Source organism: Algibacter sp. L3A6, assembly GCF_009796825.1.
Classification (GTDB): Bacteria; Bacteroidota; Bacteroidia; order Flavobacteriales; family Flavobacteriaceae; genus Algibacter.
In genome coordinates, this window is sequence record NZ_CP047030.1 from 265,775 (window position 1) to 281,739 (window position 15,965).

Annotated in this window: 14 protein-coding genes; 5 read left to right on the forward strand and 9 right to left on the reverse strand. The window is 32.6% G+C overall.

Features of this window, described 5'->3' with window-relative positions; translation table 11 throughout:
- Positions 1-60: 60 nt before the first annotated feature.
- Positions 61-870: a DNA/RNA non-specific endonuclease gene (locus GQR98_RS01075; RefSeq protein WP_042497273.1), complete on the reverse strand. Its 810-nt coding sequence runs from the start codon at positions 868-870 to the stop codon at positions 61-63.
- Positions 871-2,508, reverse strand: a complete 1,638-nt coding sequence (gene pafA, locus GQR98_RS01080; protein WP_159017886.1) for an alkaline phosphatase PafA — start codon at positions 2,506-2,508, stop codon at positions 871-873.
- A 105-nt stretch (positions 2,509-2,613) separates the two neighbouring features.
- Between pafA and GQR98_RS01085 the strand changes: the two genes are divergently transcribed.
- Together GQR98_RS01085 and GQR98_RS01090 are read left to right on the forward strand one after the other, a co-directional pair.
- Positions 2,614-3,354, forward strand: coding sequence for an MlaE family ABC transporter permease (locus GQR98_RS01085; RefSeq protein ID WP_159017887.1), 741 nt, complete (start codon positions 2,614-2,616; stop codon positions 3,352-3,354).
- Positions 3,351-4,118, forward strand: coding sequence for an ABC transporter ATP-binding protein (locus tag GQR98_RS01090; RefSeq protein ID WP_159017888.1), 768 nt, complete (start codon positions 3,351-3,353; stop codon positions 4,116-4,118). Before GQR98_RS01085 ends, GQR98_RS01090 begins: the two co-directional genes overlap by 4 nt.
- Positions 4,119-4,164: 46 nt before the next feature.
- On the opposite strand, the gene GQR98_RS01095 is transcribed toward GQR98_RS01090, so the two are convergent.
- The 3 genes from GQR98_RS01095 to GQR98_RS01105 form a co-directional block, all read right to left on the reverse strand.
- Positions 4,165-5,622, reverse strand: a complete 1,458-nt coding sequence (locus GQR98_RS01095) for a DUF389 domain-containing protein (RefSeq protein WP_159017889.1) — start codon at positions 5,620-5,622, stop codon at positions 4,165-4,167.
- Positions 5,623-5,653: 31 nt separating this feature from the next.
- Positions 5,654-6,724, reverse strand: coding sequence for a mannose-1-phosphate guanylyltransferase (locus tag GQR98_RS01100; RefSeq protein WP_159017890.1), 1,071 nt, complete (start codon positions 6,722-6,724; stop codon positions 5,654-5,656).
- A gap of 76 nt (positions 6,725-6,800) precedes the next feature.
- Positions 6,801-7,394 (reverse strand): SprT-like domain-containing protein, encoded by a 594-nt coding sequence (locus GQR98_RS01105; RefSeq protein ID WP_159017891.1) that lies wholly within the window; start codon positions 7,392-7,394, stop codon positions 6,801-6,803.
- A gap of 360 nt (positions 7,395-7,754) precedes the next feature.
- Here GQR98_RS01105 and GQR98_RS01110 point away from each other — a divergent pair, with 360 nt between their 5' ends.
- Genes GQR98_RS01110 through GQR98_RS01120 form a run of 3 tightly spaced genes read left to right on the forward strand, consistent with a single transcriptional unit; the run spans position 7,755 to position 11,122 of the window.
- Positions 7,755-9,197, forward strand: coding sequence for a circularly permuted type 2 ATP-grasp protein (locus GQR98_RS01110; protein ID WP_159017892.1), 1,443 nt, complete (start codon positions 7,755-7,757; stop codon positions 9,195-9,197).
- A gap of 20 nt (positions 9,198-9,217) precedes the next feature.
- Positions 9,218-10,141 carry an alpha-E domain-containing protein gene (locus GQR98_RS01115; protein ID WP_159017893.1) on the forward strand — a complete coding sequence of 308 codons (924 nt, stop codon included), beginning with the start codon at positions 9,218-9,220 and terminating at the stop codon, positions 10,139-10,141.
- Positions 10,142-10,153: 12 nt separating this feature from the next.
- Positions 10,154-11,122 (forward strand): transglutaminase domain-containing protein, encoded by a 969-nt coding sequence (locus GQR98_RS01120; protein WP_159017894.1) that lies wholly within the window; start codon positions 10,154-10,156, stop codon positions 11,120-11,122.
- 7 nt (positions 11,123-11,129) lie between these two features.
- Here GQR98_RS01120 and GQR98_RS01125 read toward each other — a convergent pair whose 3' ends face one another.
- The 4 genes from GQR98_RS01125 to GQR98_RS01140 form a co-directional block, all read right to left on the reverse strand.
- Entirely contained in the window at positions 11,130-12,107 is a 978-nt protein-coding gene (locus tag GQR98_RS01125; RefSeq protein ID WP_159017895.1) for a polyprenyl synthetase family protein, read from the reverse strand.
- Between the two features lie 84 nt (positions 12,108-12,191).
- A complete protein-coding gene (rlmN, locus tag GQR98_RS01130) occupies positions 12,192-13,232 on the reverse strand; it encodes a 23S rRNA (adenine(2503)-C(2))-methyltransferase RlmN (protein ID WP_159017896.1) in 1,041 nt (346 codons plus the stop codon).
- 338 nt (positions 13,233-13,570) lie between these two features.
- A complete protein-coding gene (queA, locus tag GQR98_RS01135) occupies positions 13,571-14,620 on the reverse strand; it encodes a tRNA preQ1(34) S-adenosylmethionine ribosyltransferase-isomerase QueA (protein ID WP_159017897.1) in 1,050 nt (349 codons plus the stop codon).
- 115 nt (positions 14,621-14,735) lie between these two features.
- Positions 14,736-15,962 carry a 3-phosphoshikimate 1-carboxyvinyltransferase gene (locus tag GQR98_RS01140; RefSeq protein WP_159017898.1) on the reverse strand — a complete coding sequence of 409 codons (1,227 nt, stop codon included), beginning with the start codon at positions 15,960-15,962 and terminating at the stop codon, positions 14,736-14,738.
- Between the last annotated feature and the right edge of the window lie 3 nt (positions 15,963-15,965).

Below are 15,965 nucleotides of genomic sequence, written 5' to 3' on the forward strand. Positions count from 1 at the left end.
ACAAAAAAAGCCGCTTCAAGTTTAACACTTAAAGCGGATTTTATATTATAAATAGAATTCTTAATTAAAACTCCAGTTTTTGTAACTACTAGAAGCTTCTAATTTGTTTTCTAAACTATCTTCTAACTCTGGAAAGAAGTCGATTCCTGTAAGTTTTTCAACTTCATCTACAGATACAACAAACTTATATAAGGGTTGTTTAGACTCTACGCTAGGCATTAAAAAAGCAATCATTTTAGTTTTACCCGAATTATTATCGATCAAAACTTTATAAAATTGATTTGGCACTGCTACTTGCTCGTCACCAATGGTTTTCATGTTTCCCTTTAACACTCCTCCTGTTACTACAAAAACGCCATTATATTTACTTGCCCAATATCTAACTTTCTGTTCTAGCGTATTCCATATACCCGCATTAAAATCATGCTTTTGCGGACTAATATTACTTGTTAAAAACGTTTCGTCGTGCGCTTCTTTGCTATAACGTCGGTCTCCAGCAGGACAAAGATGCCCGCGATCGTAACCCGATTTCTTATAATTACGCCAATCTGCTGCGCCTGTTTTTACCGCTTTATCTATTTCAAAATAAGGTCTCTTAAAATCATTTTTTGATAAATGAGATTTTTTTAACTCATAAGCAACCCATTCAGCTTGCTCATAAGGTTCACTATACGAAAGCGAATACCCATCATGATGCACAATTTGCCCTGTTGTACTGGTTGGCAAAAAGTATTCGTTTGTATCACTCTTAGATGTTCTGCCTTCAGTTACAATTTCATTTTTTTCCTCTTCATCTAAAAAATGCTCATATCCATAAATAGCGACCAGAATAACGACGGCAATAACCGATAATAATTTTCTTTTCGTCATTTATTCTAAAATGAATTCTAAAGGCTCTCCAAGTTTAAAATTAGGTGCATTAATATCTAACAACGCTGAAATTGTTGGAGCAATATCTGTAATTTCTGTTCTCTTAACTGTTTTACCATGTTTAATTCCTTTTCCGAAGAATAAAAGTGGCACGTGTGTATCGTAATTTAAACCACTACCGTGTGTAGAACCTGTTTTTCCGTAAGATATGTATGCTGGATCTTGAATAACTAAAACATCACCAGAACGTTTTTGATTATACCCATTTTGAAGCAACTTTTCAATACCTATTGTAAAGGAAGCTTTACCCATTGTAGTTGCTGTGTAAGCTTTGTAAACATTAGTATAATTAATTATTTCGTTAACGATAGCATCTTGCACGTCTTCTAAATCTAAACCTAACGTTTTAATCTTTTCACGATTTAAAAATATTTGATTATTGCTTATGTTTTCAATTAAATCATCGGCTTTAAACGTTGTTTTCATAAACGCTTCTAGCTCGGTTCTCATAGCTTTATTATTTAAATATCCTGCTGGGATTTTTTTAGACCTCATATATGCAGGCACGTTAATAGCCCCATGATCTGCAGTTAAAAACACCGTGTAATTTCCTTTACCAACTTCGGCATCTAATCCTTTAAAGAAACGCTCCAAATCTTTATCTAAACGTAAATACGTATCTTCAATTTCTTTAGAATTAACTCCAAAATTATGACCAACATAATCAGTACTAGAAAAACTAACCGTTAAAACATCGGTAAATTCATCTTTACCTAAATCTTCACCAATTAAAGCTGCTAAAGCAAAATCGGCAACTAAACTGTTACCATAAGCCGTTGCTTTTAAAATATCGTAACCACCATTTTTTCCTTTTAAGGCATCTAAATCGTAAGGAAATGTTGCTGTAGCTTGTCCTTTAAAACCACCTTCAAAATCGTTTAAATCACTACCACTTTCTAAATATGTCTCAATATTATATAATGTATTCCAAGGTTTAAGATATGATTTTACAATACCAGATTTATTAAATTTACTTACCCATTTAGGTAATTCCTCCATATAAAAAGAACTCGAAATAAAGTTTCCTTCATTTTTTCCTTGAAACCAATATGCTGCATTTGCAGTGTGCCCTGCCGGTAAAATAGCTCCACGGTCTTTTACTGAAATTCCTATAGTTTTACCACGCATTTGTGTGAATAACCTATTCTCATCTGCAAATGTTGTAGTTTTCATGCGTTGTGTAGACATTTTACCTGCATCTGTTTTTGTTCCTATGGAAGAAACAGCATCGTCTTGTGCACAATACACCATGGTTTTTAATTCTTTATCGTACCAATTATTAGCGATAATACCGTGATATTTAGGACTTGTACCCGTAAAAATAGATGCGTGCCCTGGCCCAGTATATGTTGGAATATAATTAAAGTGATTATTCTTACAATTAAAGCCCTCACTCATCATACGCTTAAAGCCGCCTTCTCCGTAACGGTCTGCAAATCTTGTTAAATAATCGTAGCGCATTTGATCTACAACAATACCAACCACCAATTTCGGGTTAGTTTCATCAGAATTATTTTGTGCTTTAGAAGATAAACTCAACACAAAAACTACAACTAAAAAGAAAATATTTTTATTCATTATAATAAGTTTAAGTGTCAAAAATACATATTTTAAAAACATGATAATTTAAAATAATCGTTAAATCCCACTAACTTTTTTTACTTTAGCAGTTCAAATTTATATATGACGTACCTACATAATATAGGAGCTTATTTTTTAATGATTGTTGAGATGTTTCGCAAGCCAACTAAATGGAGTGTTATGAAGCAATTAATATTAAAAGATATAGACGATTTAATCATTGGATCTTTAGGCATTGTTGCCTTTATTGCTTTTTTTGTGGGTGGTGTAGTTACCATACAAACCGCACTAAATATTGACAATCCATTAATTCCAAAATACCTTGTTGGTTTTGCTACCAGACAATCTATTATATTAGAATTCGCACCCACTTTTATTTCTATTGTAATGGCCGGTAAAGTAGGTTCTTTCATTACATCGAGCATTGGTACCATGCGTGTTACCGAACAAATTGATGCTCTAGAAGTTATGGGTATTAACTCATTAAACTATTTAGTTTTCCCTAAGTTTATTGCTTTAATGTTATATCCATTTGTAATTTCTATTGCTATGTTTTTAGGAATTCTTGGTGGTATGGCAGCTTGTGTTTACGGTGGTTTTAGCTCATTAGACGATTATATTGTTGGTATACAAATGGATTTTATTCCGTTTCATATTATTTACGCATTTATAAAAACTTTCGCTTTTGCTTTCATACTAGCTACAATTCCATCTTTTCATGGTTATTATATGAAAGGTGGAGCATTGGAAGTTGGTAAAGCAAGTACAACAGCATTTGTATGGACTAGTGTTGTTATTATTCTTTTAAATTATTTACTAACCCAAATGTTGTTAAGCGCATGATAGAAGTTAAAGATTTACAGAAATCATTTGGAGAAGCACATATTTTAAAAGGGATTACAACCACTTTTGAAAAAGGAAAAACGAACTTAATTATTGGGCAAAGTGGCTCTGGTAAAACCGTTTTTCTAAAATGTTTATTAGGCTTATTTGATTACGAAGAAGGCAGCATTGCTTACGATGGCCAGATATTTTCTAAACTTACAGAAGATGAGAAACGAAACATGCGCGCCAAAATAGGCATGGTTTTTCAAGGAAGTGCCTTATTTGATTCTATGACTATTGCCGAAAACGTGATGTTCCCACTACAAATGTTTACCAAACAAAGTAAAAGCGAAATGCAAGACCGTGTGGACTTTGTTTTAAATAGAGTAAATCTACCAGATGCACATAACAAAATGCCAAGTCAAGCTTCGGGAGGTATGCAAAAACGTGTTGCTATTGCTCGCGCTATTGTAAACAAACCTAAATATTTGTTTTGTGATGAACCAAACTCGGGTTTAGACCCAAAAACAGCTATTGTAATTGATAACTTAATTAAAGAAATTACTGAAGAATATCAAATTACAACGGTAATTAATTCTCACGATATGAATTCGGTTATGGAAATAGGTGAAAAAATTGTGTTCTTAAAAGATGGACTAAAAGCTTGGGAAGGCTCTAAGGAAACCATTTTTAGAACAGATAATGAAGTGGTTACCGATTTTGTATACTCATCCAACTTGTTCAAAAAAGTACGTAAAATGTACTTGGAAGAAAATAGCTAAAATCAGTAACCCTTTATTTTTATTTTAGAGTTGTTATTCTATCGAATTAATTTCGTTTTAGAATAATACGCTTGGCTTTAAGCTCTTCTTTTAACCAATCGGTAAGTTGCTTTTCTTTTATAACAATCAAACTATCATTTAAAGATTCGTTCCATGTTACGGTGGCGACCTGCAATGTATCGGTATTTATAAAATCTTTAGATTCTAATGTTTTAGCATAACTAAAATACGTTAAATCGTTAAATCTAACTTTAGCATCACGCGATAAATTGGTAAAAGAAATTACACTGCTTCCTCCATTTACAAGAAGAAGTTCTTCTCGTAAAACTTCAATTTCATTTCTTAAGCCAGAAATAATATGATCTTTTTCATCTAAATCTCTAATAGCTCTATCATAAGCATCAGAAATTTTATCAAAACTTCTATTTTTATTACCGAAAATCTCTAATTTAAAATCACTTATTTTATCGTAACCTTTAATTTCATTTAATAAATCGGACTCTGTAGCTTCAGATATTTCACCATTAAAATAAAGTGTTATTTTTTTCTCATCTGAATTTAATGTTCCGTTTTGAAACCAAAGTTCCTGATTCAGTTTAATTTCATTTGAAATAAAATTATTATAGTCATTTTCGAAACCACTGCTTTTTAAAACTCTCAAGAAAGTAATTGTTGGATAAATCATAACAACCACCGCAACCAACCCTGCAAAACGTGCTGTACGCCTTCTTTTAGCAGAATTAGCATACTTAAGCATTGGAAACCTAAGAAGCTTAAGCACTATAAATGTTGCTAAAGCAATAAAAATAGTATTAATGGTAAACAAGTTCATGGCACCTAAAAAGTAAGTCCAATTCCCATGTGCTAAACCATAACCCGCAGTACATAAAGGCGGCATTAATGCTGTAGCAATAGCCACACCAAAAATAACAGAAGCTATAGTTCCTCTTTTAGTACGTGCAATTATTAATGCCAAACCACCAAAAAAGGCAATAAGTACATCTCGAATATCAGGCTTTACACGCCCTAATAATTCTGAGGTTTCTTGATTTCCTAAAGGAAAAAATTTAAAGAATAAAAAAGCCGTTAATAAACTTAACACAAGCATGGTTGCTAAGTTTATTAACGATTTTCTAAGAGTATCAATATCATTTATAGCGATAGACATGCCAATACCTAATATTGGCCCCATAAGCGGAGAAATTAACATGGCACCAATTACAACAGCTGTTGAATCGGCATTAAGTCCAATGGAAGCGACAAAAATAGAACAAATTAAAATCCACGCTGTAGCTCCTTTAAAAGGAATATCTGCTTTTATGGCCTCAATAGTAGCATCGCGATCGGTATCATCCCTAAAATCTAATAATTCTTTAAAAAACACATAAATGCTTTTAAACAATCCTTCGGCGTCTTTCTTAACTGCCTTTTTAGATTCCTCTACATTTTGATTTTTCTTTGCCTGAACCTCTTCTTCAGAAAAATTGAATTTATTTTCTTCCATTTATATATTAATTAGCAAAACCGCTTAAAATTTAGTTGCTATATTTATCATTAAAACGCTTTAAAACAAGCTTTATATCTTGCTCTTTACTCTTAGGGTAAATAAGCAAAGCTTCATCATTATCAACAATAATATAGTCGTTTAAACCATCTACAATAACTTGTTTTCCAAGTTTTGTTCTTATCATATTACCTTCAGCATTCTCAACTAAACTTTTAGCATTTAAAATAGCATTATTATTACTATCCTTATCTAGTTTATCGTAAAGACTTCCCCAAGTACCTAAATCGTTCCAATCGAACTCTGCTCCTATCACAAAAACATTTTTAGATTTTTCCATTATGGCATAATCCACAGATATGTTTTCGGCTTTAGAGTAATTTTCTTTTATAAAATCATCTTCACCATCGGTGTTATAAACCGAGACTCCAGACTCAAACAATTGATATAATTCCGGTTGATTATTTTTAAAAGCATCTACAACGCTTTTTGCACTCCACATAAAAATACCTGCATTCCATAGAAAATTACCTTGACTTATAAAGGCTTTAGCCGTTTCATAATCTGGTTTTTCTCTAAATTGGCTAACTGGCTTAATAACATTTTCAGAGGTTTTATCGAACTCAATATACCCAAAACCTGTGTTTGGGAATGTAGGCTGAATACCAAGCGTCATTAAAGCATCATTTTCTGAGCAATAATTAAAAGCTTCTTCTACATTTTTAGAAAAAGTTTGCTCATCTTCAATCCAGTGATCACTTGGTGCAACAATCATTAAAGCATCTGGATTTTCTTTCTGAATTTTTAAAGATGCATATAAGATACAAGGTGCTGTATTTCTCATTGCTGGCTCTAAAACTACTTGTTTTTGTGTTACTTCTGGAAGCTGCTCTAAAACCAAATCGTTATAACGCTCATTGGTAAGTATGTATATATTTTCCTTTGGAATTAATCTCGATAGACGCTGAAATGTTTTTTGAATAAGCGTATCGCCCGTTCCTAGCATGTCGTGAAATTGTTTTGGAAAATCACTTGTACTTACTGGCCAAAATCTCGATCCTACTCCACCTGCCATCAATATGGCATAATAATTATTCTTCATTTCTTAATTTGTTTTTCTAGAAAATCGTAAAATATTCTAGCTTATTATTATTTTGTTTTACTTCTATTTTCAAAAATTAAATAAGTTTAACCTCCGCATTTGGATTAAACAAATATAACCTTCCTGTTTTAATTTCCACACACTCAAATCGTTTTACCCTTTTTTGTCCCATTTTAAAAACGCGACCATTGTATAATTGAAACGATTGTCCCAAAGGTATTTCAAAAACATAAGTTTTATCGTTTGGTTCGTTAAATTGCTTTAGAGCCAAGGCTAACACCGTATCGGTATCACTAGATGCTTTTGGGTTTTTAAAATGCCTGGCTAAAAGAGGCAATAAACTATCCGGAAAAACATCGGGATTTAAAAATGGTAACATTAAATTTTTAAACGTATATTTCCATTCTTTACCATGTGGTTTAATAAATTTTCCGAAACTTTTGTACGTCTCGAAATGGGCTATTTCATGAATAAGCGTTATTAAAAACTGGTATACATTTAAATTAGAGTTTATAGTGATTTGATGCTTACCATGCGGCAATTGTCTATAATCACCGTGGCGCGTTTTACGCTCGTTTTTTATTTTCACCACCAAATGATCATGCTCTAAAAGTTTTAAAACTCGATTAACAGCATGTTCTGGAATATAACTTTTTAGTAGGTTTTGCATTACGACAAAAATAATAATAGTTAAAACAACACACTTATATTTACAAGAAAAAAAAATAAAACTTAACGATCGAATATCAAACAGTCTAAAAATTTATGTATATTTTTTTTAAGGTTTCGTAAATATTAAGCCTATTTTATTTTTTTGTAAATTGTGGTAATAGCTCATCAAAAATAGATAACTTTTATTTTTTTTATTATTTAAGTCGCAAATAAATCATATTAAAAAAACAATAACAGTTAAAAAACTATATTTATTTTAACAAATATCAATAAAGCATAAATTTTATTTAGTTAAAGTCATAAAACACTAAATATTTTACAACAAACACTTATATTTGAGCATAACACTTTGTAGCTTATGAAAGACAACAACCTATTCTCTAATTACGAGAAACTTGCTAGTACTTGGGATGAAATGTATAATGACAATGCAGAATTTAGATCGCAGTATGATGGTTTTATTAAATATTTAGAAAACACATCAACAGAAAAGCTTTCTAAAAAAGAAGACCTTGCAAAACAATTATTTATGAGTCAAGGGGTTACATTTACGGTCTACAATGATAATGAAGGTATCGAGAAAATATTCCCCTTCGATATTGTACCTAGAGTTATAACAGCTGCCGAATGGCAGAAAATTGAAGCAGGTATTAAACAGCGTCTAAAAGCACTAAACTTGTTCATTAAAGATATTTATAATGAACAGTTTATAATTAAAGATGGCATTATTCCTGGTGAATTAATTTACTCTTGCCCTAATTTTTTAAGAGAAATGAAAGGCGTTAAAGTACCTTATGATGTTTATGTACATATTTCTGGTGTCGATTTAATAAGAAATAACGATGGCGAATTTTACGTTCTTGAAGATAATTTAAGAACACCTTCTGGCGTGAGTTACATGCTGGAGAACAGAGAAATATCAAAACGTTTATTCCCTGGTATTTTACCTAAAAACAATGTTCGATCTGTTTCCGACTATCCAAATTTATTATATAAGAAGCTTAAAGAACTTTCAAACCTGTCTAAACCAAATATTGTTTTACTTACTCCAGGCATTTACAACTCAGCATATTACGAACATACTACACTAGCCCGTTTAATGGGTATTGAATTGGTAGAAGGTAGCGACTTGGTTGTTAAAAACCATTTTGTTTACATGAAAACAACTAATGGATTAAAACAGGTTGATATTATATATAGACGTGTGGACGACGATTATTTAGATCCACTAGAATTTAATGAGAAGAGTGTTTTAGGCGTTGCCGGAATTATGGCTGCCTACAGAAAAGGGAATGTAAATATTGTAAATGCTCCCGGAACTGGAATTGCCGATGATAAAGCAATTTACATCTATGTACCAGACATGATAAAGTATTATTTAGATGAAGAACCTCTTCTGAAAAATATTGAAACCTACCAATTGGGTCGACCAGATGAGCTGGAATATGTTACCAAAAACATTAAAGAAATGGTTATTAAAAAAACTGATGGTAGTGGTGGTTACGGTATGCTTATGGGACATGAAGCTACAGATGAAGAAATTAAAGATTACTTAAATACCGTTAGCAAAAAGCCAGAAAACTTCATTGCTCAGCCTATTTTAAGGCTATCAACCGCACCGTGTTACATAGATGGTAAATTATCCCCAAGATGTATCGATTTAAGACCATTTGCCCTTTCTGGACGAGATGGTATTGATATTTGCCCTGGCGGATTAACCCGTGTTGCACTAAAAAAAGGATCTCTAGTAGTTAACAGTTCGCAAGGAGGCGGCAGTAAAGACACTTGGATTTTAGAATAATTTCACAAAAATAAATATGTATGTTAAGTAGAGTAGCAAATAATCTTATTTGGTTAGATCGATATATGGAACGTGGTAGTGGTATTCTTAGTTTACTAAAAGTAAATTATTATGCCAATCAAGATTCGCCAGAATTATTTTCCTGGACACCCGTTATTAAAAATTTCACAGCATTCGATAACGAATATTACACGGAAGATGCTTTGGAGTGTATCGATTTTATGGTGTTTAACACAAATAACTCTAATTCAATTCTCAATATTGTTACCAAAGCGAGAGAAAATGCACGTAGTGTACAAGAGCATATATCGAGAGAACTTTGGCTATGTGTAAATAATTACTATTTATACCTTACAGATAAAAATTTACGAAAGCGATTAAAAGAAGAAGATCCTGTTCAGTTTTTAGAAGATCTACGTAAGCATCATTTAATTTATAACGGCACATCCGATATTACTCAAGAACGTGGTACATCGTATTATTTTATGAATGTTGGAAAGTTCTTGGAGCGTGTTAATCTTATTGCCGATTTTACATCGCTTAAGCTTCAGGAAATAGGAAAAACATCGGATAGTTTAGAGAAAAGTTTCTATTGGAAAAATTTACTTCTCTCTATAGGTGGTTATCAATTCTATCTTAAAACTCATAAATCTACTTTCAATCAAGATCACGTAATTACTATGGTTTTTCAGGATAAATTATTCCCTAGATCCGTATATTATTGTGTAAATAAACTAAGTAGGCATATTACGCGTTTAATTGAAACAAACGAACTTGAAAAAAAGAATTTAGAATTCTTAATTGGTAAATTAGAAAGCTCTATAAAATACACCACCATTGAAAACATTAATGAGCAAGGCTTAAACAACTTTATACATAGTATAAAGGAAGACATCAGTAATATTTCAACAAATATTAATGCGGTTTACAACTCTAATAATTGATTTATAACTATCATGGCTACATTTTTCATTAAACATACAACAAAGTATAACTACAATGCACCCGTAATAGATGGGGCAACATTAACTAGGTTACACCCTATTAATGATGATAATCAAAAAGTGATTTCGCACTTAATATCTATAACAAATAACCCTTTTATAGAAAGTTTTATCGATTTTTATAACAATAGAGTTGGTACGTTTATGGTAATAGAGCCACACGACGAATTGAATATAATTTCTGAAGTTGAAGTGGTAACATCTCCAAAATTAATTCCGGATGATAGTATTGACAAAACTTTACAGTGGGAAGAGCTTAAACGCATAAAAAACACCACAGACTTTATAGATTTTACAGCCCATAAACCTTTTAAAGGTAGCAAAGAAATAACTGATGTTATTCTAGATTTAATGCTAAAAACCAAGTCGCCCTTTCAGGCTGTACTTGCCATATGCGAGTATGTGTATAATAATTTTGAATACAAAACAGGAGTTACTAACGTAAAAACATCTTTAGAAGAAGCTTGGGAACTAAAAGTAGGTGTTTGTCAAGATTTTACTAATGTTATGCTACGTATGGTAAAAATGCTAGGTATACCAGCTAGATATGTAAGTGGCTATATTTGCCCTAACGATGAAATAACTCGAGGAGAAGGTGCTACACATGCCTGGATAGAAGCTTATATTCCGTTTTATGGTTGGCTAGGATTCGACCCAACAAACCATGCCATAGCAAACGAAAATCACGTTAGATTAGCTATAGGAAGAGATTATGGAGATTGCGCACCAGTTAAAGGTGTGTTTAAAGGTAGTGTTGAAGCTGAAATGCAAGTTACTGTTTCTGTTAAAACAAATAAAAATGAAAACTCAAAGCAACTAAATCCAGAAGTTTCTACCGTATATCCTTCAAACAGTTACAAGCGTAGTTTGGAAGAAAAAGAAAACGGTGGCGGACAACAACAGCAGCAACAGCAACAATAATAGAATTTTATTTTTTTCTATCGATAACATAGTTAACCATAAGCTCTAACGATTGCTTATATTCAGAATCTGGATACTTTTGAAGCAATTCTAGAGCTTCCGTTTGAAATTGTGTCATTTTAGAAATGGCATAATCCAAACCACCATTATTTTTCACAAAAGCGATAACTTCTTTTACGCGTTTGGTGTCTTTATTATGGTTTTTAATGGAATTAATGAGCCATTTTTTATCCTTTTTAGATGCACCATTAAGCACATGAATTAAAGGTAAAGTCATTTTTTGTTCCTTTATGTCAATACCTGTTGGCTTTCCAATTTGCGTATCCCCATAATCAAATAAATCATCCTTAATCTGAAATGCCATACCAATTAGCTCTCCAAATTTACGCATGGTTTCTACATGTTCCGATTGTGGTTTTACAGATGCAGCACCTAAACTACAACAGGCAGCAATTAGAGTTGCTGTTTTCTGACGAATAATCTCGTAATATACCGCTTCGGTAATATCTAATTTTCTGGCTTTTTCTATTTGGAGCAACTCACCTTCACTCATTTCTCGCACTGCAACCGAAATAATTTTAAGCAAATCGAAATCATTATTGTCAATCGATAATAATAAACCTTTAGACAGTAAAAAATCGCCAATTAAAACAGCTATTTTATTTTTCCAAAGTGCATTTACAGAAAAGAAACCACGACGTCTGTTACTATCATCCACCACATCATCATGTACTAATGTTGCAGTGTGTATAAGCTCTATAACAGAAGCTCCACGATAGGTACGCTCGAAAACTTCGCCGTTAGAAACCATTTTAGAAACTAAAAACACAAACATAGGGCGCATTTGCTTCCCTTTGCGATTCACAATATAATGTGTAATACGGTTTAGCAAAGCCACTTTACTCGACATAGAAAGCAGGAACTTTTGTTCAAAAAGATCCATTTCGTAAGCTATGGGTTGCTTTATTTGTTCTACTATTTTCAAGGTGAAATATTAAAAGAAATCAAATATAAGATTTACAAATTTATATACTAAGCGATTTATGATTTTATACGAAATACCAAACGCTTAACTTTTGTTGGCCAATTGCCCACAAGCAGCATCGATATCTTTTCCGCGACTGCGACGTACGTTAACTACAATTCTGTTTTTTTCTAATGCGCTAATGTAATTTTCAAGAGCTTCGTTTGAGGCTTGTTGAAATTCACCATCGTCAATAGGGTTGTATTCAATAATATTAACCTTACATGGTACATATTTACAAAACTGAACAAAGGCATCAATATCTTCTTGTCTATCGTTTATACCTTTCCAAACCACATATTCGTAACTAATTTTACGACTAGTTTTTAAGTACCAATATTCTAAAGATTCTTTTAAATCTTTTAAAGGAAATGTTTCGTTAAAAGGCATTATTCGAGTTCGAACCTCATCTATTGCTGAGTGTAACGATACGGCTAAGTTGAATTTTACGTCATCATCAGCCATTTTTCTGATCATTTTTGGCACTCCTGATGTTGAAACCGTAATTCGTTTTGGAGACATGCCTAAACCATCGGTAGATGTTATTTTATCGATAGCCTTAATCACGTTATTATAATTCATTAGCGGCTCGCCCATACCCATAAACACAATGTTGCTTAAGGGACGATCGTGATATAAGCGGCTTTCGTTATCGATAGCTACTACTTGATCGTAAATTTCGTCTGGATTTAAGTTTCGCATACGCTTTAAACGTGAGGTTGCACAAAACTTACAATCTAAACTACAGCCTACTTGACTCGAAACACATGCTGTGGTTCTTGTTTTTGTTGGTATTAAAACCGACTCTACAATTAAACCATCGTGCAAACGTACCGCATTTTTAACTGTACCATCGCTACTACGTTGCATGGTATCTACTTTAATGTGATTGATTACAAAATTGTCTTCCAGCATTTGGCGTGTTTCTTTAGATACGTTTGTCATATCTTCGAAGGTGTAAGCCGATTTTTGCCAAAGCCATTCGTAAACTTGATTGCCTCGAAAAGCTTTATCGCCATTTTTTACAAAGAAATCCCGAAGTTGTTCTTTGGTTAAGGCGCGTATGTCTTTTTTATTATCTTTCATTTGGTTGCAAAAATAGTGAAAGCTTTTTCTTTTATAGCACTTGTTTTTATAAAGTCATCCTAAATTTAGTGTAGACCTTAAATTTAGCACATGGCTGCATTAGGGATTGTAGCGGCATCCTTTTTGCTGAATTTATAAATTAGTTATTTGATAGGTCTGATACTTTATAAAAAACCTAATTACAAATAAAAATATACTGTTTTACAAAAAGATATAGCGAAAAGCCCGACCTGAAAGGAAATGCCCAAATTTTAAAACTTACTATTATTATTAAATATAGAACAAAAAAAAACCTCATCGTTTTTAATAGATGAGGCTTAAATTTTATTTTAAATGGATTAGATGATTAACATCGCATCACCATAACTGTAGAATTTATATTTTTCTTTTACCGCTTCTTCGTATGCTTTTTTAGCAAAATCGTGACCTGCGAATGCCGAAATCATCATTAATAATGTAGATTTTGGTGTGTGGAAGTTAGTGATCATGCAGTTTGCGATACTGAATTCGTATGGAGGGAAAATAAATTTATTTGTCCATCCTTCTATTTCGTTAAGCTTTCCGCTTGTTGAAACTGCACTTTCTATGGCACGCATAGCTGTGGTTCCTACGGCGCAAATACGACGCTTTTCTTTAAGTGCTGTATTTACAATCTCGACTGCTTTTGCTTCAATTTTAAGCTCTTCGCTATCCATTTTATGCTTAGACAAATCTTCTACTTCTACAGGATTAAACGTTCCTAAACCTACGTGTAACGTAACCTCAGCAAATTTAACTCCTTTAATTTCTAAACGTTTTAATAAATGTCTAGAAAAGTGAAGTCCTGCAGTTGGTGCCGCTACAGCGCCTTCTGTTTTTGCGTATATAGTTTGGTAACGGTCTTGATCTTCTGGTTCTACATCACGTTTGATGTATTTTGGAAGTGGTGTTTCGCCTAGCTCGTTTAATTTCTTACGAAATTCAGTATAAGATCCATCATATAAAAAACGTAAAGTACGCCCTCTAGATGTTGTGTTATCTATAACTTCGGCTACTAACGTTTCGTCGTCTCCAAAGTATAATTTATTTCCTATTCTTATTTTACGTGCTGGATCTACTAAAACATCCCAAAGGCGTTGTTCTTCATTTAATTCTCTTAATAAAAAAACTTCGATTCTAGCACCTGTTTTTTCTTTGTTTCCGTATAAACGGGCTGGAAAAACTTTGGTATCATTTAAAATTAAAACATCGTCTTCCTGAAAATAATCAATAATGTCTTTAAACATCTTGTGTTCAATGGTCTGCTCTTTTCTGTTAAGCACCATTAAACGTGACTCATCTCTGTTTTCAGCTGGATATTCCGCTAATAATTCATCTGGTAAATTGAAACCAAAATGTGATAATTTCATTCAAAAAGGTTTTAAGTTAATGTGTTTTAATCTCTTCTGAGTTTCCCCTGAAAAAAATCTAACAGCTGCAAATATACAATCTGAGCATAGGGGTTGTCAAGTAAATGCGTGATTATTATTCGGTTATTTTAAAACCGATAGCTTTTAAGTCGTCCCAAAACGTTGGGTATGATTTAGATACCACGGCAGCATGTTCTATAATTAATGATGTTTTTAGGGCTAAAGGCGCGAATGCCATAGCCATACGGTGATCGTTATAGGTTGCAATTGGCACTAATTCCTTTATTTTAGTTGATGGCGCCAAGTGTAAAGACTTATCTGTGATTTTTACTTCGCCACCTAATTTTTCAATTTCGGTTTTTAAAGCAACTAATCTATCTGTTTCTTTAATCTTTAAGGTATGCAAACCTATTAAATCACAAGGCATACCTAATGCAAAGCATGTTACTGCTATGGTTTGAGCAATATCTGGTGCGTTCTTTAAATCTAAACTTATTGTTGATTCGCTAGCTTTTTCTTTTTTTAATGTAATAGAATTACCATTGAATGTACTAGTTACTCCAAAGTGTTTGTAAATTTCGACTAACACAGAATCACCTTGTAAAGAATTCTCTTTGTATGATGATAAAGTGATTTCTGTACCAATATCACTAATAGCTGCAATACTGAAATAGTATGATGCAGAAGACCAATCGGACTCAACAACTAATGTTTTTGGTGTTAATGCTTTTGTATTTGGTTTTATGGTGATCACGTTACCAACAAACGACGACTCTACCCCTATTTCGTCGAGTAAGCTTAACGTCATGTTTATATATGGTACCGATGTAATTTCGCCTTCTAACGTTAACTCCAAACCATTTTCTAGTTTTGAAGCTATTAATAATAAAGCTGAAATATATTGACTACTTACATTTGCTTTTAGAGACACTTTATGATTTGATAGTTTTTTTCCTGTAATTTTTATTGGTGGAAAACCATCGTTATCGATATAACTTATTTCTGCTCCAAGATCTTGAAGGGCTTCAACTAAAATTTTAATTGGACGCTCCGTCATTCTTTTAGACCCCGTAAGTGTTACTTCTCTTCCTTCTTGAATTGAAAAATATGCAGTTAAAAAACGCATGGCTGTTCCGGCATGGTGAATATCTACCACGTTGGATTGCGAGCTTAAAGCATTCGTCATTAAATTACTATCATCGGAGTTTGAAACATTTTCAAGTTTAAATTCCGGATAAAGTGCTTGTAATAATAACAAACGGTTAGATTCACTTTTTGAACCTGTAATTATAACTGCCGATTTTTGGTTTTCGAGTTTTGATTTATGAAGAGTAATATTCATTGT